The 25010-nt window shown below is 40.1% G+C and carries 26 protein-coding genes and 1 tRNA gene; 9 read left to right on the top strand and 18 right to left on the bottom strand.

Annotated elements, in window-relative coordinates; genetic code table 11:
* On the bottom strand, window positions 1-933 hold the full coding sequence (gene ribF, locus QQK02_RS06245; RefSeq protein ID WP_284207117.1) for a bifunctional riboflavin kinase/FAD synthetase: 933 nt from the start codon (window positions 931-933) through the stop codon (window positions 1-3).
* 164 nt (window positions 934-1097) lie between these two features.
* Window positions 1098-2699, bottom strand: a complete 1602-nt coding sequence (murJ, locus tag QQK02_RS06240) for a murein biosynthesis integral membrane protein MurJ (protein ID WP_284207116.1) — start codon at window positions 2697-2699, stop codon at window positions 1098-1100.
* Between the two features lie 238 nt (window positions 2700-2937).
* Here murJ and rpsT point away from each other — a divergent pair, with 238 nt between their 5' ends.
* Window positions 2938-3198, top strand: a complete 261-nt coding sequence (gene rpsT, locus QQK02_RS06235; protein ID WP_284207115.1) for a 30S ribosomal protein S20 — start codon at window positions 2938-2940, stop codon at window positions 3196-3198.
* Between the two features lie 143 nt (window positions 3199-3341).
* The gene (locus QQK02_RS06230; RefSeq protein ID WP_284207114.1) at window positions 3342-4997 is read left to right on the top strand and encodes a dipeptidyl-peptidase 3 family protein; all 1656 of its coding nucleotides are present in this window, start codon (window positions 3342-3344) and stop codon (window positions 4995-4997) included.
* A gap of 67 nt (window positions 4998-5064) precedes the next feature.
* Here the strand turns inward: QQK02_RS06230 and QQK02_RS06225 are convergent, their stop codons facing one another.
* The 5 genes from QQK02_RS06225 to folB form a co-directional block, all read right to left on the bottom strand.
* Window positions 5065-5913, bottom strand: a complete 849-nt coding sequence (locus QQK02_RS06225; RefSeq protein WP_284207113.1) for a tetratricopeptide repeat protein — start codon at window positions 5911-5913, stop codon at window positions 5065-5067.
* A 93-nt stretch (window positions 5914-6006) separates the two neighbouring features.
* Complete coding sequence (locus tag QQK02_RS06220; RefSeq protein ID WP_284207112.1) at window positions 6007-7164, bottom strand: acyl-CoA dehydrogenase family protein; 1158 nt, start codon at window positions 7162-7164, stop codon at window positions 6007-6009.
* Between the two features lie 128 nt (window positions 7165-7292).
* Window positions 7293-8120, bottom strand: a complete 828-nt coding sequence (locus tag QQK02_RS06215; RefSeq protein WP_284207111.1) for an undecaprenyl-diphosphate phosphatase — start codon at window positions 8118-8120, stop codon at window positions 7293-7295.
* A 1-nt stretch (window position 8121) separates the two neighbouring features.
* Complete coding sequence (gene folK, locus QQK02_RS06210) at window positions 8122-8613, bottom strand: 2-amino-4-hydroxy-6-hydroxymethyldihydropteridine diphosphokinase (protein WP_284207110.1); 492 nt, start codon at window positions 8611-8613, stop codon at window positions 8122-8124.
* 2 nt (window positions 8614-8615) lie between these two features.
* Complete coding sequence (gene folB / locus QQK02_RS06205) at window positions 8616-8975, bottom strand: dihydroneopterin aldolase (RefSeq protein ID WP_284207109.1); 360 nt, start codon at window positions 8973-8975, stop codon at window positions 8616-8618.
* A 183-nt stretch (window positions 8976-9158) separates the two neighbouring features.
* Here folB and plsY point away from each other — a divergent pair, with 183 nt between their 5' ends.
* A complete protein-coding gene (gene plsY / locus QQK02_RS06200; protein WP_407705018.1) occupies window positions 9159-9773 on the top strand; it encodes a glycerol-3-phosphate 1-O-acyltransferase PlsY in 615 nt (204 codons plus the stop codon).
* Between the two features lie 63 nt (window positions 9774-9836).
* On the opposite strand, the gene tsaD is transcribed toward plsY, so the two are convergent.
* The gene (gene tsaD, locus QQK02_RS06195) at window positions 9837-10850 is read right to left on the bottom strand and encodes a tRNA (adenosine(37)-N6)-threonylcarbamoyltransferase complex transferase subunit TsaD (RefSeq protein WP_284207108.1); all 1014 of its coding nucleotides are present in this window, start codon (window positions 10848-10850) and stop codon (window positions 9837-9839) included.
* Between the two features lie 236 nt (window positions 10851-11086).
* Here tsaD and rpsU point away from each other — a divergent pair, with 236 nt between their 5' ends.
* The 6 genes from rpsU (at window position 11087) to traF (ending at window position 17688) form a co-directional block, all read left to right on the top strand.
* Window positions 11087-11302, top strand: a complete 216-nt coding sequence (gene rpsU, locus QQK02_RS06190) for a 30S ribosomal protein S21 (RefSeq protein ID WP_193022122.1) — start codon at window positions 11087-11089, stop codon at window positions 11300-11302.
* A gap of 32 nt (window positions 11303-11334) precedes the next feature.
* Window positions 11335-11781, top strand: coding sequence for a GatB/YqeY domain-containing protein (locus tag QQK02_RS06185; RefSeq protein WP_284207107.1), 447 nt, complete (start codon window positions 11335-11337; stop codon window positions 11779-11781).
* A gap of 164 nt (window positions 11782-11945) precedes the next feature.
* On the top strand, window positions 11946-13706 hold the full coding sequence (gene dnaG / locus QQK02_RS06180) for a DNA primase (RefSeq protein WP_284207106.1): 1761 nt from the start codon (window positions 11946-11948) through the stop codon (window positions 13704-13706).
* Between the two features lie 253 nt (window positions 13707-13959).
* Window positions 13960-15813 (top strand): RNA polymerase sigma factor RpoD, encoded by a 1854-nt coding sequence (gene rpoD / locus QQK02_RS06175; protein WP_284207105.1) that lies wholly within the window; start codon window positions 13960-13962, stop codon window positions 15811-15813.
* 207 nt (window positions 15814-16020) lie between these two features.
* Window positions 16021-16097 (top strand) — tRNA-Ile (locus tag QQK02_RS06170).
* 148 nt (window positions 16098-16245) lie between these two features.
* Window positions 16246-17688, top strand: coding sequence for a conjugal transfer protein TraF (gene traF, locus QQK02_RS06165; RefSeq protein ID WP_284207104.1), 1443 nt, complete (start codon window positions 16246-16248; stop codon window positions 17686-17688).
* A gap of 110 nt (window positions 17689-17798) precedes the next feature.
* On the opposite strand, the gene rpoS is transcribed toward traF, so the two are convergent.
* From rpoS to QQK02_RS06115, 10 genes are all read right to left on the bottom strand, one after another.
* A complete protein-coding gene (gene rpoS / locus QQK02_RS06160) occupies window positions 17799-18710 on the bottom strand; it encodes an RNA polymerase sigma factor RpoS (RefSeq protein ID WP_284207103.1) in 912 nt (303 codons plus the stop codon).
* A gap of 114 nt (window positions 18711-18824) precedes the next feature.
* On the bottom strand, window positions 18825-19673 hold the full coding sequence (locus tag QQK02_RS06155) for a peptidoglycan DD-metalloendopeptidase family protein (RefSeq protein ID WP_284207102.1): 849 nt from the start codon (window positions 19671-19673) through the stop codon (window positions 18825-18827).
* 2 nt (window positions 19674-19675) lie between these two features.
* Window positions 19676-20263 (bottom strand): YqaA family protein, encoded by a 588-nt coding sequence (locus QQK02_RS06150; protein ID WP_284207101.1) that lies wholly within the window; start codon window positions 20261-20263, stop codon window positions 19676-19678.
* Window positions 20260-20922, bottom strand: a complete 663-nt coding sequence (locus QQK02_RS06145; protein WP_284207100.1) for a protein-L-isoaspartate(D-aspartate) O-methyltransferase — start codon at window positions 20920-20922, stop codon at window positions 20260-20262. The genes QQK02_RS06150 and QQK02_RS06145 overlap by 4 nt, the downstream gene beginning before the upstream one ends.
* Entirely contained in the window at window positions 20919-21671 is a 753-nt protein-coding gene (gene surE, locus QQK02_RS06140; RefSeq protein ID WP_284207099.1) for a 5'/3'-nucleotidase SurE, read from the bottom strand. Before surE ends, QQK02_RS06145 begins: the two co-directional genes overlap by 4 nt.
* A gap of 9 nt (window positions 21672-21680) precedes the next feature.
* Window positions 21681-22730, bottom strand: a complete 1050-nt coding sequence (truD, locus tag QQK02_RS06135; protein ID WP_284207098.1) for a tRNA pseudouridine(13) synthase TruD — start codon at window positions 22728-22730, stop codon at window positions 21681-21683.
* A complete protein-coding gene (ispF, locus tag QQK02_RS06130) occupies window positions 22727-23206 on the bottom strand; it encodes a 2-C-methyl-D-erythritol 2,4-cyclodiphosphate synthase (RefSeq protein WP_284207097.1) in 480 nt (159 codons plus the stop codon). The genes truD and ispF overlap by 4 nt, the downstream gene beginning before the upstream one ends.
* Window positions 23197-23925 (bottom strand): 2-C-methyl-D-erythritol 4-phosphate cytidylyltransferase, encoded by a 729-nt coding sequence (ispD, locus tag QQK02_RS06125; protein WP_284207096.1) that lies wholly within the window; start codon window positions 23923-23925, stop codon window positions 23197-23199. The genes ispF and ispD overlap by 10 nt, the downstream gene beginning before the upstream one ends.
* Entirely contained in the window at window positions 23918-24238 is a 321-nt protein-coding gene (ftsB, locus tag QQK02_RS06120; RefSeq protein ID WP_284207095.1) for a cell division protein FtsB, read from the bottom strand. The genes ispD and ftsB overlap by 8 nt, the downstream gene beginning before the upstream one ends.
* Before the next feature lie 90 nt (window positions 24239-24328).
* On the bottom strand, window positions 24329-24958 hold the full coding sequence (locus QQK02_RS06115; protein WP_284207094.1) for a hypothetical protein: 630 nt from the start codon (window positions 24956-24958) through the stop codon (window positions 24329-24331).
* Between the last annotated feature and the right edge of the window lie 52 nt (window positions 24959-25010).

Here is a 25010-nt window from a genome sequence, read left to right as displayed (position 1 = left end):
TTATTGCACAAGAGAGGCGACAAATGCTCTCGCTTGATCACTATCAATTTTAATTTGTTCGGTTAATGCGGTAACGGAATCAAACTTGCGCTCTGAACGCAGTTTTTTCAACATCGCTACCTCGATGTGCTGCCCGTAAAGATCAGCATTGAAGTCAAATATATGTACTTCTAGCTGTTGTCTTACGCCTGCTAAGGTTGGTCGACAACCAATATTGGCAACACCAAAATATTCTTTTTCATCATGCTTAACTTTTACCGCATATACCCCGGAAACGGGAGACACTCTGCGTTTAAGTAAGACATTTGCGGTTGGAAAACCAAATTTACGGCCGTTCTTATCGCCGTGAAACACTTTACCTGATATCGCATAATCACGCCCCAACATGCGTGCAGCTTCAGATAAATGATCTTGTTCTAACGCTTTTCTAATTTCTGTCGAGCTAATTCGGCAATCTTCTAATTTAAAGCTAGCGGTATCAGTTACGGTAAAACCAAGACGTTCACCGTATGCTTTAAGCATCCTAAAATCGCCCTGTCTATGCTGGCCAAACCTAAAGTCGTCACCAATAATCAGATGTTTTACACCGAGCTGTTTTACCAATAACTCTTCAATAAATACAGGCGCAGTCATACTAGCAAACGATTGGTTGAAGTTCACACACATCAAACGTTCAACACCAAGCTTTGCTAACAAATGATACTTGTCTCTAAGTCTTGTTAGTCGCGCAGGTGCTTTATCGCCGCCGAATAATTCTTGTGGCTGTGGTTCAAAAACCATGACCGTAGGAACAGCATTGTGAGCGTTAGCTTTTTCTATCAATGCATTAATGACGCGTTGATGGCCTAAATGCACACCATCAAAATTACCGATGGTTAATACACACCCGTGATCTTCTGGCTGTATATTATTAATACCTCTAATTAATTGCATTTATTTAAAAAACCTTAACCGGCAGAATATCTGCGCTACCCTTCGCTAAAAATCACGACTTGCATGAAACAAGCAAGCTTACACATAAAAACTGACGAATTATATATCACTCGTATACAAGAATCAGCATCTGCAAGTAAAATCAGCGTATTTATTTTAATTAATTAGATGTTTTTATCGATAATGGCTTTTTGTTGTCTTACTTTGAAGTGGTGAATACGAATGCCGAGCATGGCAACCATAATAAAATAGCAAACTATACCAACACCAATATATAGCGACAGCAAGCCTATTCGCTCAATAAAGTCATAGGTTAACCAGGTATCAAAAGCTGGTGAGAGCCAATACACCAATCCAGCCATAAGAAGTGCACTTAAGATCATTTTGCCCATGATTTTTTTTGAGGTGCTACTTAATTGGTAAACACCTTGTATTTTTAATCCTCGATACAACAAATAAGCATTAAGCGTGGCAGATAAAGTCGTCGCTAACGCTAAACCAACGTAACCATAAACAGGCGCTAATATCAGGTTAAATAGCATATTAGCAACCATGGCTATAACACCAATTTTCACAGGTGTTTTTGTATCTTGGCGAGAGTAATATCCTGGTGCGAGAATTTTAATGAACATAAAACTCAACAAACCTGATAAGTAAGCAAACAGCGCCATAGACACCTGTATAACATCAAATTCACTAAATTCACCACGTAGAAAAAGCACCATAATAACAGGCTGAGCAAGCACCATTAGGCCAGCCATAGCGGGTAAGCCAAATAGGCAAATAACACGAAGGCCCCAATCTAACGTTGCTGAGAACTCTTGCTCATTGTTACGTGCCGCTAGCCCAGACAAGCTAGGCAAAATAACTGTTGCTATACCAATGCCAAATAAACCGAGAGGAAATTCCAATAAACGATCAGCATAGTAAAGCCAACTTATCGAGCCTGTAACCAAAAAGCTCGCGATTACTGTATCTAACAACAAGTTGATTTGCGTCACTGATACACCAAATAGTGCAGGAACAATTAACTTGCGTATTTTAATCACGCCAGGCTCGTTCCATGCCCATTTGGGTTTAACCAGTACACCAGCGCGGTATAAAAATGGAATTTGAAAAGCTAACTGTAAAACGCCTCCTAGAAATACCCCCCACGCTAACGCGTATGCTGGCTCTTCAAAGTAAGGAGACAAAAATATCGCACAGCTGATGACGGCAACATTAAGTAGAACAGGCGTAAAAGCAGATGCACCGAACTTACCTAACGTGTTGAGTACTGCTCCAGACAAGGCAACAAAACTAACGAACCACAAATAAGGAAAGGTAATTTTTAACAGCGTATTGGCGAGTTCAAACTTGTCGGCATGAGGGCCACCGTTCAACCAATCTAAAAACCAGCCAAAACCAAAAATAGCGACGATAATTGGCGAAGCAATAACACCAGTCAATGTCACCACGGTAACAATAGTGCCTAATGTTCCTGATACTTGAGCAATAAGTTTTTTCGTATGATATTTATCACGCTCTTCTTTTTCATCCAGAGCTTCAAATTCACTGAGCACAGGAACAAACGCTTGAGCAAACGCACCCTCAGCAAAAAGGCGTCTTAAAAAGTTTGGGATCTTATTGGCGAATAAAAAAACATCCGCTGCAGCACTCGCCCCCATAATGTAAGCAATTACACTATCTCGCACCAATCCTAAGACGCGAGAAATCAAGGTCATAAAGCTAACAATAACACCTGATTTGATTAATTTTTTACTCAAAAATAAATCCTTTTAGAAGAAATGATGAAGCAACACGGAAAAAAGATTTATTATGCCTGTAAAAACTTGCCAGAAACAACAGAAAACTTATTGCTTGATTGCGCCAAGACTATATAATACTGCGCTAGGTGATTCAGGCGATAAATCAATCATAAAAAAATTTGACATTCGCCACAAAAACAGGCATATTTCGTCGCCTTAAATTTAGGCTATATTTTTATTATTTTAGGAGTTCACCTTGGCTAACTCAAAGCAAGCTAAGAAGCGCGCGGTACAATCTGAAAAGCGCCGTCAACACAATGCAAGCCGTCGTTCAATGATGCGCACTTTAGTTAAAAAAGTAATCGCTGCAATTGAAGCCGGTGACAAAGAACTTGCAACAAAAGAATTTGCTGCTGCTACACCGATCTTAGATCGTTACGCAACTAAAGGTCTTATTCACAAAAACAAAGCTTCACGTAGCAAGAGCCGCTTAAACGCTGCTATCAAAGCACTTTAATCTTTGTTTTTATAAAATTTAAAAAACCGGCTGATGCCGGTTTTTTTATATCTGTTTAAAAGTGTTACTATCTCGCGCGTCACCCTTGAACTTATTGTCATAATTTTCTAGTCTCTAGCGGTTAACCTTTTCGGAAAAAATCTATGAAATTAAATAAAATTGCCGCCATGCTAATTTTAGCAGGCACAGCTTTAACAGGTTGCGGTCAAGTAGACCAAGCAGCTAAGCAAGCTGAATATCAAATCGTTCCAGAATATCAAAATCGATTAAATATTTACGAACCAGTAACGCTTTCAGCTGATCTTTCTCACCTGACAGAGAATCAAAAAGCCTTAATCGGTTTACTTATCGAAGCGTCTGACATCATGGATGATTTATTCTGGCAACAAGCATTTGGTCAAGACAAAGACAGCTTTTTAGCGGGAATTAAAGATGAAAAGTTACGTGAGTTCGCCGCGATTAATTATGGTCCATGGGATCGTTTAAATGGCGACAAACCGTTCTTAAAAGGTTTTGATGAAAAAACTGCCGGTGCTGAGTTTTATCCTCACGATATGAGTAAAGCCGAATTTGAAAATGCAGACTTTGCTGATAAAGAGGGGCTTTACTCTTTAGTTCGTCGCGATCATGAAGGCCAGTTAACAACAGTTGCATACTCTGAAGCGTTTAGTGATGAAATGAATCGCGCAGCAGCGATTCTAGAAAAAGCATCGGGTTACGCTGAAGATAAAGAATTTGCCAACTATCTAAACATGCGTGCAGAAGCCTTGCGTTCTGATCAATATCAAGCGTCTGATTTTGCATGGATGGATATGAAAAACAATATGATTGATGTTGTCATTGGTCCTATCGAGACTTATGAAGATCAGTTATACGGCTACCGTGCAGGCTTTGAGTCATATGTTTTAATTAAAGACATGGCTTGGAGTGAAAAACTCGCCAAATATGCTGCTTTCTTACCTGAACTACAACGCGGCTTACCTGTGAATAAAAAGTATAAAGCTGAAGTGCCAGGATCTGATGCTGATTTAAATGCTTACGACGTAATTTATTACGCAGGCCATTCAAATGCTGGTGGCAAAACTATCGCGATTAATTTGCCTAATGACGAAGAAGTACAATTAGCAAAAGGTACTCGCCGTTTACAGTTAAAAAATGCAATGCAAGCGAAGTTTGATACCATCATGCAACCTATAGCGGCAACGCTAATTACGCCTGAACAACGTGAGAATGTTACGTTTACGGCATTCTTTGCTAACACAATGTTCCACGAAGTTGCACACGGGTTAGGTATTAAAAACACCATTAATGATAATGGCACTGTTCGCCAAGCATTAAAAGAACACGCATCAGCGTTAGAAGAAGGTAAAGCCGATATTTTAGGCCTTTACATGGTTCGCCAGTTGCTTGCTAAAGGTGTAATCGATGAAGGTGAACTTGAAGACTACTATACAACGTTTATGGCGGGCATTTTCCGCTCTGTACGTTTTGGTGCAAGCTCCGCGCATGGCAAAGCTAACATGGTTCGTTTCAATTACTTCCAAGAGCACGGCGCGTTTTCACGCAGCGAAGATGGCCTATACAGTGTTAACATGGAAAAAATGACACAAGCAGTTGATTCCTTATCAGAATTAATTTTAACGTTACAAGGTAACGGAGATTATGCCGGTGTTGCTAAACTTGTTGAAGAGTCGGGCATGATTAAAGCAGACTTAGCCGCAGATTTAGACCGTTTAGAATCAGCTAACATACCTGTTGATATTACCTTTAAACAAGGTAAACAAGTGTTAGGTTTATAACTTATTAACGCCCATAACGAAAAAGGCAGCGTAAATTTTACGCTGCCTTTTTTATATATGGTAAAAATTAATACATCAATGTATAAAGCTTACGACGAAACTTCGTCACCAACGGATCACCATCGGGTAATGCGTTCATTACATCAAGCAACTTTTTCTTAGATTCAGCGTCATCACGTACACTTTGAACACGTCTAAAAAGCAATGTTAATGCATCTTCGTGTCTATTGGCTTGACTGTATTGTGCAGCCAGCTGGTGCAATACATCAATATCATCGGGCGACGATGCTAAAGCTTCTTCTAGCGCTTTTAACTCAGGGGAATCTGAAGCTTCTAACGCTAACTCAAACTTAGAGACGAGCGCCTGATAGGTTGTATCTTGATCAACCATCGTAATGGTCTCAAGTAAGGCTTTCGCATCTTCAAGCTTACCCACCAAAATACAGGCTTCTATCAAACTAAACTTAATATCAATACGTTGAGCATCTAGCTCGTATGCTTGTTTAGCAAGCGTAAACGCTAGATTAGCATCTTGAGCTGCCAAAGCTTCTTGTGCTTGTTTTAACAACGCATCTTCTGGCTTAGGTAAGTGCTTGTCTAAAAAGGCTTGAACTGCTTCGTCTGGTTGAGGGCCAGCAATGCCATCAATCGGTTGGCCATCTTTAATAAACACAGCTGTTGGTAAGCCTTGAATACCAAATTGCGCAGCGATTTGCTGTTCAATCTGACAATCGATAGAAGTCATTAAAACATGTTCAGTATGGGCAGCAGTAGCTGTTTCTAAGGTACTTTTTAATGCCACACTTTCAGGCACTTGGTCAGCCCAAAAAGCGACTAATACAAGTTTGGCTTTTGATTCTTCGAGAATGACTTGTTGAAAGTTTTCGATTGTTATTGGTAAGGCAGGTTTGATCATTGCGCACTCATCAGTAGTTCGTTTCCTTAATATTTGGGGACAAAGCTATTTTAAACAAGCGCTTTACCCCAAATAATTCATGGAAAATACCTATTAACCAACTTCTTTTAATAATTCTCGAGAAATAATAATGCGCTGAACTTCACTCGTGCCTTCATAAATAGAAGTAATGCGAACGTCACGTGCCATACGCTCTAATGGATACTCTTTGATATACCCAGCACCACCAAGCATTTGTAATGCATCATAACAAGCACTATTCGCTTTTTCTGTTGCGAATAGTTTAGCCATAGATGCTGCTTTACTAAAGTTTCTACCCGCATCTTTGTCGCAAGCAGCTTGCATTAATAATAAGCGCGCAGCTTCTAACTCGGTATACCGGTCAGCTAGCATCCACTGCAACCCCTGAAAATTAGCCAAAGGTTTACCGAATTGCTCGCGCTCAGTGATGAATTCTCGGGCGTAATCCATCGCGGCCACACCAATACCTAGCGCCAATGAACCAACACCAATTCGACCACCGGCTAATTCACCAACAGCAATTGCAAAACCTTTATTTTCTTCGCCCATCATATTCGTTGCTGGAATGCGACAGTTTTCGAAGTGTACTTCGGTGGTATGAGACGCTTTTTGTCCCATTTTATCTTCCAGTTTACCAATGGTTAAACCCGGCGTGTTAGCTTCAACTAGAAAACAAGAAATGCCTTTGCCTTTAGGTGCTTGTGTGTCTGTTACCGCCCAAACGACAAACACACCCGCAAAGGTACCTGAGGTGATGTAGATTTTACTACCGTTTAGCACGAAGTCATCACCGTCTCGTGTTGCCGTTGTTTTCATCCCTGCCGGATCTGAGCCTGCACTTGGTTCCGTCAAACAAAAACCACCAGCCTTATATTCACCGGTACAGATTTTAGTTAGATGGGTTTGCTTTTGTTCTTGCGTACCTACGGCTTGAATAACTTCAGCAACCATATTAGTTACAGAGGTTGTGACGGCAGTTGATGCGCACACTTTTGCTAATTCTGTTAGAACTAAACTAAATGCAACGGTGCCTGCTTCAACACCGCCATATTCGCCTTTAACATTCATCCCCATAAAGCCAAGTTCAGCTAATTGGTTTAAATTAGCGAGAAACTGATCATGATTTTTACCTTCGTCTAACGATGCTGCGATAGGTGCTAATTCTGTTTGAGCAAACTTCTTAGCCATATCTTGGATCATCAATTGCTCTTCTGTTAATGAAAAATCCATCTGTTGTACTCTTTGTCTGTTGTATAAATTATATTGAGGAAGTATCTCATGCTAACTCAACTTATTCAGGGTTTAGATGGCAAAAACGCACCATTGGGTGCGCTTTTAGTGTTATGAAATTTTTACAGTTATTGAGTAACGAACCATAGCAAGACACCGCCTAATACAAGACGGTAGATAACAAATGGCATCATGCCGATTTTATTAACCAATATTAAAAAGTAATGAATACAAGCATATGCACTAACAAATGATAAAAGCGCACCAATTCCCATGGCAGTCCAGTCGACAACCTCGTTGCCCATTACCAGTTTAAGCGTCAAATAGCCGCCAGCCATAGCAATGGCAGGAATAGACATTAAAAATGAGAACCGAGCAGCGTTTTCACGACTTAAACCAAGCATTAAACCTGCAGTCATGGTGATACCAGAACGAGACGTGCCAGGAATAATTGCTATTGCTTGTGCAAAACCAATAATCATTGCTTTTTTAAAGGTAAACTGTTCTAAAGAAACATTCTGTTTTGCTTTTATATCGGCAAAACCAAGCAATAAACCAAAAGCTATCGTGGTGATAGCAATCACAAGCGCCGAACGTAAATTTTCTTCAATAAAATCTGCGCCAAAAAAGCCAAATGCTCCTGCTGGAATTGTCGCGAATACAATCCACCATGCTAAACGGCCATTTAACTTTTCTTCTGCTGTTAGCGCGGCATCATCTTCTTTATTCGGCGTAAGTGTTGCGTACCAAGCAACAACCATGTCGCCAATTTCTTTTCGAAAATAGAGACAAACTGCCAATAAAGAACCAACATGTACTGCTACATCAAACCCCATTCCTTGATCAATCCAACCTAATAATTGTGAAGGTAAGATTAAATGAGCAGAGCTAGAAATAGGCAGAAATTCAGTTAAACCTTGAATTAGGGCGAGTAAAAAAACTTCAATAAGACTCATATTATGCTTGCCAGTTCAGTGGCACTTTCCTTAGTTGTTGTGTTGTTTTATCAAAAACTTGCCACAAATGGCTATAGCTGTTGCTTAATTGCGGATGCACTGCGTCAGGAATTAACTCTGCCAGCGGCCACAAAACAAACGCATTTTTTGTTATTTCGTCACGCGGAATTTGAACCGGCGTATCTGTAATGACATCATCATATAGCAACAAATCGAGATCGAGTGTTCTAGGGCTATTTTTCACCGCATTAAAATCTCTGCCGTGATCATACTCTATTTGTCTTAGTGTTTTTGCTAACGACTCAAGCGGCAACTCAGTATATGCGCCAACCACCATATTGAAAAAGACAGGACCAGCAAAGCCAATCGACTCACTTTCAAATAAAGGCGACAATGATAGCTCACCAAACTCATGATAGAGAGCATCTAACCCTTTAATAATATTGATTTCTTTTTCAATATTAGAGCCAATAGAAATATAGATTTTCGCCATATTTAACAAACAGCCTTACTTCGCTCTATTTCAACACCTACACTGGTTGCATTATGCACGGCATTAGGTTTATGCAGTTTAATCTTAAGCCATGTAATATGATACGTATCCATAAGATGCGTCGCTAATCTTTCCGCGAGTGTTTCAAGCAAATCAACAGGGTTAGCGTTGGCAAAACGTTCAATGTCGACTGAGATAGCGGCATAATCTAGCGTTTTATCCAATTCATCATTTAATGCTGCAGGCTTTATGTCCCAACCAAGCTCTAGATCAAACACTAACGTTTGCTTAATTTCTTTTTCCCATTGATAAAAACCAATCGTTGTTTGAATTGATAAACCGGAAATAAAAACTTTATCCATTACTCTTCTCAATGTATTGCTTTAGTGTCGTGTAAACTTATCTGTATGCTAGATAATTTGTTATAACGAAAAATTTGCATCAGTTTACCCATCAAGCTCTAGAAAAACTAGTACGGGTAAGGATACAATGCATAAGTGAGCAGCAAATAAGCTAATTTTACTAAATTAAGGGGGATATTGTTGATGTTATTGATTACTGTCATTATGTCTATCCTTGCCTATCTGTTTGCTTCTATATCAAGTGCTGTCCTCATTTGTCAGATGCTCAATTTACCAGATCCTCGTGAAGCAGGCTCAGAAAACCCAGGCGCGACAAATGTTTTACGCTTAAGCAATAAGCCAACAGCTGCGATGGTTCTGTTTTTTGACGTACTAAAAGGAACATTGCCAGTTTGGAGTGGTTACTTTTTAGGGCTAGAACCTGTGTATCTAGGTGTAATAGCCGTTTCCGCTTGTTTGGGGCATATGTACCCAGTATTTTTTGATTTCAAAGGTGGTAAAGCTGTTGCTACTGCATTTGGCGTATTACTTCCGATTGGCTATGACTTAGCAGGCTTATTGATATTGACGTGGTTTGTCGTGATGAAACAAACAAGATACTCAAGCCTTGCTGCTATTGTTACCGTTGCATTAGCTCCACTATATACTTATTTGTTAAAACCTATTTATGTTTACCCTGTGCTTATGATTTCAATACTGATCATATTTAGGCATAAAGATAATATTTCTCGACTACTAAAAGGCACCGAACCTAAAGTTGAAAAATCTCAACACGATGATGACTTAGGCGCAGAATAACCATTCTAAAATAAAAAAGGGCAGCGTAAATAATTTACGCTCCCCTTTTTTATACTTAAATCTTTACACTGGTGGCAATGTATCTAGCGGCCATCGAGGTGTTGCTTTAAACGTAAGGTCAGCAAATACACCTGCCTTTAGTCGTTGCATACCTGCGTAAGCGATCATTGCGCCGTTGTCGGTACAAAACTCTGGCCTAGGGTAGAAAACTTTGCCACCTAACTTAGCCGTCAATGAATCCAACTTTTCTCTTAACGATGTGTTAGCACTTACACCACCGGCAATGACCAAACGATTAAGCTCACATTGATTAAGGGCGCGCTTACATTTGATTGCAAGTGTATCAACAACCGCCTCTTGGAAAGCATAAGCAATATCTGCTTTTGTTTGCTCAGTTTGTTCTTCTTTGGCAATCGTATTGGCGGCAAACGTTTTAAGCCCTGAAAAGCTAAAATTTAATCCTGGTCTATCTGTCATTGGCCGAGGAAACTTAAATCGACCTTTCGTGCCATTCTCAGCCATTTTAGCTAGAACTGGACCACCTGGATAATCTAATCCTAGTAGCTTAGCTGTTTTATCAAACGCTTCACCGGCAGCGTCATCAACAGACTCTCCTAATAGTTCATACTGTCCGATACCATCAACGCGCACTAACATGGTATGTCCACCCGACACTAAAAGCGCAACAAAAGGAAAGTCAGGTACGTCATCTTCTAGCATAGGCGCTAATAAATGCCCTTCCATGTGATGCACAGGTACCGCAGGTAAATCCCAACCATAAGCTAAGCTTCGCCCGATAGAACAACCAACTAATAATGCCCCGACAAGCCCTGGGCCTGCCGTATATGCAACACCATCAAGATCCTTTGGCGTCATACCAGCTTCAGATAACACTTCTTTAATAAGTGGGATGGTTTTACGAACATGATCTCGCGATGCAAGCTCAGGTACTACGCCACCATAATCAGCATGAACGGCGATTTGACTATATAAACGATGCGCAAGGATACCGTTATCTTCATCATAGATAGCAATACCCGTTTCATCACATGAAGTTTCTATACCCAAAATTCGCATTAATTAGCACCTTTTTACAATTTAAACAGCGCGAACACGATCATACGTGCTCAATTAGAGCGGGATTTTACCCCTGTTCATAGAAATTAACCAGATTAAAGATGAATTAACTTTACACGTCACAGATATCGGAATAGAATGTGCCACCCATTTTTGATAGAGCGGGTGGATATCAGGTACAAGAACCGAAGATATGCGCCGTATTATATAGATATATTTCTAAGGTAGAAGGCAACATGCCAGTAATTAAAGTAAGAGAAAACGAACCATTTGACGTAGCATTACGTCGTTTCAAACGTTCATGTGAAAAAGCAGGTATTCTTTCAGAAGTACGCCGTCGCGAATCATATGAAAAGCCAACTTGGGAACGCAAGCGTAAAAAAGCTGCTGCAGTTAAGCGTCACGCTAAGAAAGTTTCTAGAGAAAACGCACGTCGCGTTCGTATGTACTAATAACCTTAGTTATATATTGTTGAGAATTGCAGATGTCTCTGCTAGATAACCTCAAAGACGAAATGAAAGTCGCTATGCGCGCTAAAGACAAAGATCGTCTTGGTGTAATTCGCATGGCGATCTCTGCTATAAAGCAGGCAGAAATCGACAACAAAACCGAATTGAATGATGATGGTATTATTGCGGTATTAACCAAAATGGTTAAGCAGCGTAAAGAATCAATCAAAATGTTCAAAGACGGTGGTCGTGATGAACTTGCAGCGAAAGAAGCTGCAGAAGTTTCAGCACTTGAAGATTTCTTACCACAACCATTAACTGACGCAGAAATTGATCAATTGATTAATGACGCAATCGCACAATCAGGTGCAACCTCAATGGCAGATATGGGTAAAGTAATGGGTTTACTTAAACCAGCCATGCAAGGTAAAGCTGATTTAGGCGCAGTAAGTGGAAAAGTAAGAGCTGCTCTGAATAAATAAGCAGAAATAACATATTGATAAAGCCGTATTAGCTCTAAGTTAATACGGCTTTATTTTTTCTAAAGATTAATTCAAATTCTTTATGCTTGTTACTACATTGTTCACGCTAAATGTGTAGAATAAGCAAATTATCATTCTAAACTTCAAGGTAAAGATTTTTCTTTATGGCTGGCTTGATCCCTCGACAATTTATAGACGACCTATTAGCAAGAACCGATATCGTCGAGCTCGTTGATGGCAGAGTTCCGCTAAAAAAAGCAGGCAAAAACTATCAAGCTTGCTGCCCATTCCATACAGAAAAAAGCCCTTCATTTACCGTAAGCCAAGATAAACAGTTTTATCATTGTTTTGGTTGTGGCGCACACGGCAACGCTATTTCATTTATCATGGAATTTGATCGCCTTGAGTTTGTTGATGCAATCGAAGAATTAGCCTCATTCCATTCTCTTGATGTACCAAGAGAAGAATCGACTAAATCACCTGCCCAGCAACGAAAAGATATTGAAGCTGCACAACAACGAAAAGACGACTATGAACTCATGGAACAAATTAGTCGCTTTTATCAGCAACAATTAAAGGTTGCTGAAGATAAAGACAGTGCAATTGACTATTTAAAAGGTCGTGGGCTAACGGGTGAAATTGTTAAACAATTTGGTATTGGTTATATCTCAGATCAATGGGATGGCATGATGAAAGCATTCGGTCAATCGAAAGCCGCCAGTGCACAACTTGTTGACTTAGGCATGGCGATTCAAGGCGATAAACAACGACCGTATGATAGATTCCGTGGTCGAATTATGTTCCCTATTCGCGATAAACGTGGACGACATATTGGGTTTGGTGGGCGAGTACTTGGTGACGGTACACCTAAATATTTAAACTCGCCAGAAACACGAATATATCACAAAGGCCAAGAGTTATATGGCCTGCATGAAGCAAAAACAGCAAATAAGAACCTAGAAAAATTAGTGGTTGTTGAAGGTTATATGGATGTTGTAGCTTTGGCACAACATGGTGTTAATTATGCTGTTGCATCACTAGGCACGGCAACCACCTTTGAACAGCTACAAACCATGTTCAGAACCGTAAAAGAAGTTATTTGTTGTTACGACGGTGACAGAGCAGGACGTGATGCCGCTTGGCGCGCAATGGAAAATGCACTACCACTGATACGTGACGGTTACACCTTGAAATTTATCTTTTTACCTGATGGTGAAGACCCTGACACTATGGTGCGCGAAAAAGGGAAAGATGCGTTTGAACAACTGCTTGCTCAAGCCACACCGTTATCAAAATTTTTATTTGAGCATCTATTATCTCGCGTTGATATCACTTCATTAGAAGGTAAATCTGGGCTCGTTGAAATGTTTCAACCCTACTTAGACAAGTTACCAGAAAGCACACTCAAAGAAGCAATAATTACCGAATTAGCGAATAAGTTTGGTGCTGGCCATGAAAAACAGTTACAGCGATTATCTTCGGCAAACCAATCTAATGCGCAGAAAATATCACGACAAAAAACAACAAAAGCAACACCAACAAGATTAGCGATTGCGTTATTACTTGAGCAACCTGCACTGGCGGGGAAAATGCCTCACCCTCATTTGCTTGCCCACATAAATATGCCCGGCATTCCATTGTTAAATGAAATGATTCACCTAGCACTTGATCGCCCTCAAATGACCAGTGCACAATTTATCGAATATTATCGAGGCAAGCCAGAAGAGCAACAATTAGCGAAACTTGCTATTTGGCAACATGGCGTTATGAGTGAAAATGCTGAAGAGTTTTTCCTGGATACGGTTGAGAAGTTGTTCAATAGTTTTATCGAACAACGTACTGAGCAACTGCTGCAAAAAGCCCGTATCGGTGAGATTAACCTTCAAGAAAAACAAGAGCTACAAGCTTTACTTAATCAAGGTTGATGCTAAGCTATAGCTAATAACAAGAATAAATAAATCTAGAACATTCGCGATATAAACTTTTTATAAAAACTTGTCACTAAATTAAAAATTGGGTTGTATTCGTATAAATCACCCCCATATCAGTGACCATGTAATATCGCCGTTAGTTTTTTAATTGACCATCAGTTAAACACTGGCATTTTTATAGTCAACTAGCTATAATATACGGCTTTATTTGTTCTCAATTTGCAGCCAAAAAGGTGGACACTAGTCAATGGATCAAGCCCCACAATCTAGACTTAAAGAGTTAATTACCAAAGGTAAAGAACAAGGTTATTTAACTTTTGCTGAAGTTAACGATCACCTTCCTCAAGATATTATCGACTCAGACCAAGTTGAAGACATCATTCGTATGATCAACGATATGGGTATTCAGGTATTTGAAAATGCACCTGATACCGATACGTTAATGATGTCAGAAGCTAATACTGACGAAGACGCTGCAGAAGCAGCAGCCCAAGCACTAGCTACTGTAGAAAGCGAAATTGGCCGAACAACAGATCCTGTACGTATGTATATGCGTGAAATGGGTACTGTTGAGCTTCTAACACGTAAAGGCGAAATTGTTATCGCTAAGCGAATTGAAGAAGGCATTAAAGAAGTACAGCGTAGCGTTGCAGAGTATCCACCAGCGATTAACTTTTTGTTAGAGCAATGGGATAACTTCGAAGCAGAAGAAGCACGCTTAAGTGATATTATTGTCGGCTTTTTAGACCCAGACGCAGAAGATGACGACGTTGCAGCAGCTGCAACACATATCGGCTCTGAGTTATCAGAAGAAGAGTTAGATGACGAAGATACTGATTTAAAATCTAACGATGATTCAGACGATGATGAAGAAGAAGTAGATACAGGCCCTTGTCCAGAGCAAGCGCGCGAAAAATTCGGTTTATTGCGCGATGCGTATGAAGCTGCTAACAAAGTGATTGCTGATAAAGGTCGCGGCCATGATGATGCGCAAGCTGCAATTGATGCATTAGCTGACGTATTTAAAGAATTCCGTATTGTGCCTAAAGTATTTGATCGTTTAGTTAAAAACATGCGTCAAGTTATGGACAGATTGCGTGTACAAGAACGTTTGATAATGAAGCACTGTGTTGTTGGTGCAGGTATGCCAAAAGCAACCTTTATCAAAATCTTCCCTGGCAATGAAACAAGTTTAGAATGGTTTGCAGAGCAAAAAGCGTCGGGCGAACCATATGCGAAGAAACTATCTGACATTGAATTGGATGTAGAACGCTGTGTTCACAAGCTAACAATGCTTGAACAAGAAACTTTCTTAAATGTACATGGCATTAAAGACATTAACCGTCGTATGTCAATTGGTGAAGCAAAAGCTCGCCGCGCTAAGAAAGAAATGGTTGAAGCTAACTTACGTCTAGTAATTTCGATCGCGAAAAAATACACAAACCGTGGTTTACAATTCTTGGACTTAATTCAAGAAGGTAATATCGGCTTGATGAAAGCGGTTGATAAATTCGAATACCGTCGTGGTTATAAGTTCTCAACTTATGCAACATGGTGGATTCGTCAAGCAATTACTCGTTCAATTGCTGACCAAGCACGTACAATTCGTATTCCTGTACACATGATTGAAACGATTAACAAACTTAACCGTATCTCTCGTCAAATGTTACAAGAAATGGGTCGTGAGCCAACGCCTGAAGAATTAGCAGAACGCATGGTAATGCCTGAAGATAAAATTCGTAAGGTATTAAAGATTGCTAAAGAGCCTATCTCAATGGAAACACCAATTGGTGACGATGAAGATTCGCATTTAGGTGATTTCATTCAAGATGATAGTGGTGAACTACCAGTAGACTCTGCTACATCTGAAAACCTGAAAAATGCTACTCACGAAGTATTAGCAGGCCTAACGGCTCGTGAAGCAAAGGTTTTACGTATGCGTTTCGGTATTGATATGAATACTGACCATACGTTAGAAGAGGTAGGTAAGCAGTTTGACGTAACACGTGAGCGTATTCGTCAAATCGAAGCTAAAGCGCTTCGTAAACTTCGCCACCCTTCTCGTTCTGAGCAACTTAAGAGTTTCTTAGACGGCGAGTAAAAATAAGCGATGATTTATTGAAAAATCCAGCTTCGGCTGGATTTTTTGTTTTCGCGGCAACAACAAAAGATGTTGAAATCACAAAATTGGATAAGTTTTAAGCTATCAATCGCTTATATCAAGATTTTTAAAGACGAGCGCGTGACAACAAAATAAAAAATGCTTATACTGCCCCGCATCACAAGATCTTGTGAAACTCTTTGGAATGGCCCTTTAGCTCAGTTGGTTAGAGCACCCGACTCATAATCGGTAGGTCCCCAGTTCAAGTCTGGGAGGGGCCACCATTTCAAAACTTTAAACTATCCGTTAATGACCTTAGCAATACTGCCACTCGTCTTACATCTTAAAAACGTTATTGATGTAAAAGACTTAGGCTAATTTTTTATATTTTTGTATACTGAAATTAACTCTATTATTTCGGTGCCTTATAAAATGCAAAAAATAAACGTTTACCGCCTAGCTTATTTATCAATTGCATTACTCTTTAGTTCAAGTACTTTCTCACAAATTCAGCCCAAACATGCAAAATTAAACTTTTCTCAACAAGCGTTAAGTAGCGATGCAAACCCGGCAAACACAGCACTTGTTATTGATAGCAATCACAGTACTTTAATGGCTGGTGGTATGGTGAATCTTTCTGCTTCAATAGAGTATGGCGACCTCGATGATCTGTTTGATGCATACAATAAACTGTCTGGGAATTTCGAGCCAACAGAGCCACCACCTGGCGCACCCACCAATCCAATAGAGCGTCCAGATTTAGTTGATTGGGATAAAGTATTTGAAACATACCCTGACCTTGAAGAACGCGTTGAACTTGTCAAAGACAAAGTCATTTCTTTAGCGAGTTTACTCGCGCTTATTGCAGTAGAAGGTTACGCCAAAACAGAAATTGGTGTAGAAGCTCCCTTTGTTATTAACACCGATTACCATGGCGGTACATTATTATTAGGTCTTAGCTACACTGGATTTTCTAAAGCAGTTGGTATCTTAGAGAATGTAGAGTTTGATGCGGAACAAGCGGTGAGTGAACTTCAACGAATCCCAGATTTTACTGAAGACGACGGCGTACAAGAGTTAAATTTAAGTGCAGGCTTAACTATGTATTACAACCCTGCCAATAAAGGAATAACGCTGCGTGTAACTAACGATAGCTTGCTACTCGTCAAATCAGCTCGTATTACCAAGGTTAACCTATCCTATTCAAAGAAATGGTTCAGCAATGATTATGGAACGATGTATTGGGGAGCAAAGCCTACATTCTATAACGTTGGTATGACAAATTTAGATGTGAGAGTTGGTGATCTTGAAGATGCCGAATCTCTATTTAAAGATATTCGTAATGGAGATTACTCATATGAGAATGGATTTGATATTGATTTGGGGCTTTCTTTTGCTAGCCAACATTACTTTGTTGCCGCACATTTAAAGAACACAATTGAAAGTCATTATGATTATCCAACAATCGATCGTCGCAGGTATAGCTCTACTTATGTACTCAATGAGCTAGACAAAAACGAAATTTTTACCCTAGAACGTCAACTTACACTGCAAGGCGCTGTATTTACCTCTGATAAAAAGTGGAGTTTAAGAGCCGAGTTTGACGCTAACCCAGTTTCAGACCCAATGTTAGACAAATATCAATGGGTTAACGTAACCGCGGGCTATGCTGCAGATAATTGGTGGTTGCCAAGCGCTAGATTTGGCTTTAGTCAAAATCTGGTAGGCTCAGAGTTGCGTTACTTAAATGCCGGCATAACATTCATGAAGTTTTTTAACCTTGATATTGCCTCGACTCTCGATACAGTCACCATTGATGATGATAAATATATGCGAGGCTTAAACGTTTCATTAGGTGTTCAATTTAGCTATTAATCAGCAATAGGCGCCAATGCTAAAAACCACGTACGTTTTTCCATATCAAAATATTAGCAATAAAAAAGGCCAACATTCGTTGACCTTTCGATGCATTACTTTTTACAGCATTATTCTTGGAATAAGGACTCTAACGATAGGTTTTGTTGACCTAGCATGTCTCTTAAACGTTTCAATGCTTCTACTTGAATTTGACGCACACGTTCACGGGTTAAGCCAATTTCAGAACCAACATCTTCTAGTGTTGCAGCTTCATAACCTAATAAACCAAAACGTCTAGCAAGCACTTCACGTTGTTTAGAGTTAAGCTCATTTAGCCAAACCACAATATTGTTTTTCAAGTCACTGTTTTGCAATTTATTTTCTGGGCCACCGCCTTTTTCATCTGGGATGACATCAAGCAAGGCTTTTTCTGAATCGCCAGCAAAAGGTGTATCAACCGATGTAATGCGCTCGTTAAGTTTCAACATCTTGCTGACATCTTCAACAGGCTTATCTAGCTCGCTTGCAATATCTTCTGCGGTTGGTTCATGATCTAGCTTTTGAATTAACTCACGAGCTGTACGTAAGTATATGTTTAGCTCTTTCACAACATGAATAGGTAATCGAATTGTGCGCGTTTGATTCATAATTGCGCGTTCAATGGTTTGACGAATCCACCAGGTAGCATATGTTGAAAATCTAAATCCACGTTCTGGATCAAACTTTTCTACAGCTCTAATTAGGCCAAGGTTACCTTCTTCGATAAGGTCTAATAGTGGAAGGCCGCGATTATTGTATCGTCGTGCAATTTTCACAACGAGTCTTAAATTACTTTCGATCATGCGCTTACGCGCTGCTTCATCCCCCTTCAGGGCAAGGCGGGAAAAGTAAACTTCTTCTTCTGCACTTAACAAAGGCGAAAAACCAATTTCTCCTAAATAAAGCTGGGTCGCATCTAAGTTAGAAGATGCTTCTTCTTTCTCTCTCTTTTTACTTACCGGTTCAACAACAACATCGTTTATTTCTTTATTAATGCCCATGCCACTTCTCCTAATAGCAAGTATTATTATTGGTATTAACTACACAATTGCTCTCCATTTATAATTATTATTTATTATTAATTTATTAACGTGACGAGTTTATTAATCTTTCGATCATTTTTTCGGCAAATACTTCTGCGGATTAACTGACTTGCCACGAAAGCGAACTTCAAAATGAAGCATGACTCTTTGGGCGTCGGTATCTCCCATTTTGGCGATTACATCACCAGCGTTGATCTGTTGTTGCTCTTTGACCAATATACGATCATTATGGGCATATGCACTGAGATAATCATCATTATGTTTGATTATAACGAGGTTGCCATAACCTCTTAATGCATTACCAGCATATACAACAGTGCCAGATGCCGCAGCTTTGATGTTATCTCCCTTGCGACCGGCAATATCAATGCCTTTATTTCCTTGTACTTTAGTAGAAAAGGTTTGAACTACTTTTCCGTTATGTGGCCATAGCCATCGGCGGATTTTCTGAGAGAAAGTACTTTGTTTTTGTGTACTTTTTCTGTTGATTTTTTGTCCACCTTCATTAACACCATACTCCTGATTTTTTTTCTGATCAACCGCTTTCTTTACATTTTTTTCACTTTTATTAGCTGAGTTTTTATTCGGTTGAGGTGGAGTTTTTGCACTATTTTTTGGCTTTGAAATTGCCTTCGAAAGCGATAGCTTCTGTCCTGGGTAGATATGGTAAGGCGCGGTGATATTATTCCATGAAGCTAATGTTTTCACATTCACATTCGCACGCCATGCAATAGCGTATAAGGTTTCACCTTTTTTAACTAAATATTCACTTTGTTGGAGCGTGTTTTTAGACTTGTTAGTGATGGGAGCATGCCCTTGAATGTCTACAACAGGGGCAGGCTTTTGAGGCTTAGAAGAACAGCCTGCAAGTAACAGTAAACATACTAGAATAGCATTTTTATACCAGTTAGCTCCCAACATAACTAACTCGTTTGGGTATGATAGATATATGCAACAAGAATTAAGGCAACAACACCCCAACCGATAATATCAACCCAGCGGCGAATTTTTGCTTCCATTTCAGCCCCCCCTAATTTAATTAACCCTGCAACGAGAAAAAATCGCATACCACGACCAATGGTCGAAGCAATTAAAAAGGGTAGAAACGCTAAACTCAAAAATCCTGCGCTAACCGTAAAGAGTTTGTAAGGGATTGGCGAAAAGCCTGCGACAAATACCACCCACACGCCCCACTGCTCGAACCATAGCATGACTTGCTCGAGTTTGTGGCCGTAACCTAGCTGGTTAATTGCTGGTTCAATCCATGGTTCAAACATCCATGCGCCTAGCCAGTAACCAAGTGCACCGCCAAGTACAGATGATACGGTAGCTATGGTGGCAAAGCGCCAAGCTTTTTCAGGCTTAGACAACACCATAGGCGCTAACAGTACGTCTGGTGGGATAGGAAAAAAAATAGATTCAATAAAGGTTAAAAACGCTAGGGCTCTAGGTGCAAACTTATGCTCTGCCCACTGCATGGTCCATTCATACAGCTTAGAAAAAATCTTCAAACAACGGCTCCGGGAACTAAAGGTACAAACTTTACGGCTTCAACGAGCTTCTCATGAAATTGCTCGCCTTGTTTTGTAATTATTTTCAATACTTGGGTTTGATCGCCTACCGGAATCACTAGCTTGCCACCTTCACTGAGTTGGTCTAGCAAAGCTTGCGGTACACTTGTTGGCGCTGCAGTCACAATAATTGCTTGAAAAGGTGCTTTTGATTGCCAGCCTTTCCAACCGTCACCATGCTTCATCGATATGTTATGCAGATCCATCGCCTGCAATCGACGTTTAGCTTGAAACTGCAACGTTTTAATTCGCTCAACTGAATAAACCTTAGGAATCAATTGCGCCAAAATAGACGTTTGATAACCAGACCCCGTACCTATTTCTAATACGTTTTCTGGGACACCATCTTCAAGCAAAAGTTCTGACATTTTTGCAACAATATAAGGTTGTGAAATGGTTTGGCCTTGTCCAATAGGTAATGCGTTATTTTCATAAGCTTTGTGCGCTAGAATTTCTGGTACAAAAATATGACGTGGCGAACGTGCTATAGCTTGTAACACTCGTTGGTCGGTAATTCCTTCATTTGCAAGCTGCTGAGCCAACACTTCGCCGCTTCTACTCGACTTACCACCAATTCTGCTACCTACGAGTCGACTCATAATTTAACTTCACTTATCCATTGTTGCATAGTATTTAAACTGTTATGGGCTGTCATATCAACTGTTAACGGCGTTACCGAAGCAAAACCATTAGCGACGGCATGAAAATCTGTTCCTTCACCTGCGTCTAATTCTTGGCCAAGCGAACCGTACCAATAGATATCGCGATTCCATGGGTCTTTCATTTTTTTCATTGTTTCGGCTTTGTGACGATGCCCTAAACGTGTTGCTTTAATACCTTTGAGCTCTGATATCGGTATATCTGGCACATTAATATTTAAAATTTGATCTGACTTTAATGGATGAGCCTTTAAGCGTTCAATCACTTTAACGGCTACTTGCGCCGCTGTTTCATAATGCTTTTCTTCTTTGCCAACAAGCGAAACAGCAATTGCTGGCATCCCCATATGACGTCCTTCAGTAGCTGCCGCTACAGTGCCAGAATAAAGAACATCGTCACCTAGGTTTGCGCCATGATTAATACCTGCGACCACTAAATCAGGTGGCGTTTCACACAACTGGCTAATCGCTAAATGGACACAGTCTGTTGGTGTACCATTGACACTAATATAACCATTATCTAAAACCTGGGTACGCAAAGGGTTAATGAGTGTTAGTGAGTTACTAGCGCCACTGCAGTTTCTATCAGGGCCAACTACCATTGTCTCGCCAAGGGCTGCTAACGCCTGTTGTAAAACCTTCATACCAGGTGCATTCACACCATCGTCATTACTCACTAATATCTTCATCTTACTTCCTTATGACGTTTCTTTAGTAACACGCACTGTCATGTCTTGATAGTTCAATAGTTCACGCAAAACTGTCGTAGCAAAACAGCCAGAAGGTAAAAAGAAACTAACGGTTACTTGGTTTTCGCTAACTGCTATTTTCGGCTGTGCAATAGTTAAACGTATTCTTCTGCGCTCTTGTTTCAAGCCAAACTTTGCTAGGCCTTTTGCAAAAAGTTCATTTTCATTGGCAACGTCTTCTTCAAGTTCTGCAATATCACCTTGGCTCATTAATGAACCCGCTCCCCACATGGAAGCCGTTAAATCGATGTCTTTTTCATCCAGACGATTTAATAATGTGTCATCAACTTCTTCTGCCAAGAAAACAGATTGCGTACCCGCTAACATGCAAACATCACCTGCATGCAACACATCGTACATATTTTCTTCAATGCGTTTAGCGACAATTTGATTAAAAATTAGTGATCTTGCAGCAGAAAGATAAATACTGCGCTTTTTCTTGTCTTTAACCTTATTGCCTTCAAATAAATACTGAGCGCGCGCGATGTTGCCACCATCAATACCAAAACGTTGTTCGCCAAAATAGTTCGGTACGCCGCGCGTACAAATTTTCTGCCAGCGTTGTTCCACATCTTCAACATCACTAACATCAGTTAAGGTAATTTCAAAGCGATTACCAATTAACGCGCCAGTTTTTAATTTTTTGTTGTGTCGCTGCCAACTGAGGACTTTAACCCCCTCAATGTCTAGATCGCCAAGATCGTAGTTTTTCTTACCGGGTACATGTACGCCGAAAGACTGCTGACAAATAGCGAATCGATCTTTTAAGCCCGCATAGGTTACAAACTTTTCTGCGACACCGAAGTACTTAGCCAGCTGACGTGCCACAAATACCGTATTGGCACCCGTTTTCTCAATGTGAATAATAAGGTGTTCACCTTCTCCACAAGGCTCAAAAGGTAAGATTTCAAACACTTTGAAATCTGCCATTTGCGATCTTAATTTACCTGAGGATTGTGGGGTGCCATGTAAATAAGGTACGGGTTTTAATTCACTCATGAAACCGCCTTTTCTAGTAAGACAACCGCATGCACAGCAACCCCTTCTTTACGACCGACGTAACCTAATTTTTCAGTGGTCGTCGCTTTAACGTTTACTTGATCAATATCACAGGTAAGATCTTCTGCTAAACATGTTCTCATTGGCAATAAATGCGGTGCTATTTTTGGAGCTTGTGCAGCGATGGTAATGTCTGCATTACCTAACTGATAGCCTTTGTCTTTCATCAAGCCAACGACATGACGCAATAAGATGCGGCTCGATATGTTTTCATATTCGTCACTTGTATCGGGAAAGTGATTACCTATGTCACCCAGTGCTAACGCACCAAGAATGGCATCACATAATGCATGAATAGCAACATCGCCATCAGAATGGGCAACAAACCCTTGCTGATAGTCTATCTCAACACCAGCTAAAACAATTGGCCCTTCGCCACCAAATTTGTGGACATCAAAACCATGACCTATTCGCATACTTCTTCCTGCTTCATTGTTTGTTGATTTGATAAAATAAACGTAGCTAATGCTAAGTCTTCTGGTCTTGTAATCTTAATATTATCGCTAGCACCTTCTACCAATAGACTCGGCTGTTCGATAAACTCAATTGCAGATGATTCATCGGTGATAACATAGTTTTGCTTTAAGCCTTGTTCAATGGCATTGATAAGCAATGTTGTTTGGTACATCTGAGGCGTTAGTGCATGCCAAAGTACAGAGCGGTCGACGGTACTTTCAACTTCTTGCGTCGACGAAGCTCGTTTAATCGTGTCTTTTGCTTGATAGGCCAATAAGCCACCTTGTTTTGCTGATAAACAACGTTTTATCAACTGATTAATATCTTCAACACTCACGCAAGGTCTTGCTGCATCATGCACAATAGCCCATTCAAAATTGAGCTCAGCCAATTTATGTAGCCCTGCCAATACTGAATCAACCCGCTCTTGACCACCGAGAACCGTTTCAACATGTTTATTTTGAGGTAGGCTGGTTGAGTTAAAGTATTCATCATGCTGACCTAACGCAATGATAACTTTATCAATGAGTGGGTGCTTAAGTAGCCTATCGACAGTATGTTCTAAAACGGTTTTATCAGCGATCTTTAAATATTGCTTTGGGCAAGCTGACTTCATTCGCTTCCCCACGCCAGCTGCTGGAACAACTACAGCAAAGCGTGGCGACCTATGCTTATTCAATGACAATTTCCTTGGATTGATTATCCAACGCTTCTTCTTTGTGTTTTGGGATCACGCGAAAGAAAACTTCATCTTCTTTAATTAAACCTAATTCATTTCTCGCGCGCTCTTCAATCGCTTCGACACCCGACTTTAAGTCGTCGATATCAGCATAAAGAATCTTATTACGTTGTTTAAGTTTATCGTTATCAGCGGTTTGACGTGTGACTTCTTCTTTCAGATCTAAATAATCAGGCACAGAGTTTTTGCCGAACCAGAGTCGGTACTGTAGCAATAGCAAAAATGTAAGCAAGATAATAGAAACGACACGCATAGCGCTGTGTAAACTTATTGTTGGTATGTCTTATAGCTATTATAAAAGGGTGATCTGTTAAGTAAATTAAAATTATGCGTTAATTAACACTTATCGTATTGGTGGTGCCGTTTTTTTGAAGTTTTTCCAATTAATATTGCAAGATAACAGTAATTCTCTCAATGAGAGCCTTTTAGGTTGTGCTTTTTGTTGATTCACCCATCGATGCCCAGCGCACGCTAACATAAATGCACGCTTTGTAGGTTTGATTAAATGAAAATTAACTTCAGGTTCAAGCTCTTGCTCTTCTGAAAAACTAAACCAACCATGAGCATTAGTGCGAAAACGCAGCTTGTCGGTATCTACTCTATCAATAGAATCCAGTTCATAACCTTGTAATGTTTGAACTGGAATAACTAACCCCAATGGCAACGTAGTTGCGCTATACCAACGCAAAGTAGCAGCAAAGTCTTTATTAAGGTCAGGCATTTTAGCCGATTGCTTAAGTGTCCAACTACCGTTTTGCACATCAAGAGCTAACGGGGAGTCACATAATGTCATATGATCTGCAGTGCGTTTAATGTAATAAGGTAGGCTTTTTAAGCGTGACTGCAATCCTTGAACCGACACATTAACACTTTGAGCAAGCGTGGCTAACTCTCTTTCATAGAGGGCATTACACAATTTCGCATAATCATCATTATGCTCAATGTCATCTTGCCAAAGTAAAGCCTGCGTCATATGTATAAAAAACAGCGGAATATTGCTTACAGTTTAAGCAAAATATCACGTT

The organism is Thalassotalea eurytherma (assembly GCF_030161415.1).
Classification (GTDB): Bacteria; Pseudomonadota; Gammaproteobacteria; order Enterobacterales; family Alteromonadaceae; genus Thalassotalea_G; species Thalassotalea_G eurytherma.
Note: the sequence above shows the minus strand (reverse complement) of the source record. Positions and strands in the feature narration are given on the sequence as shown.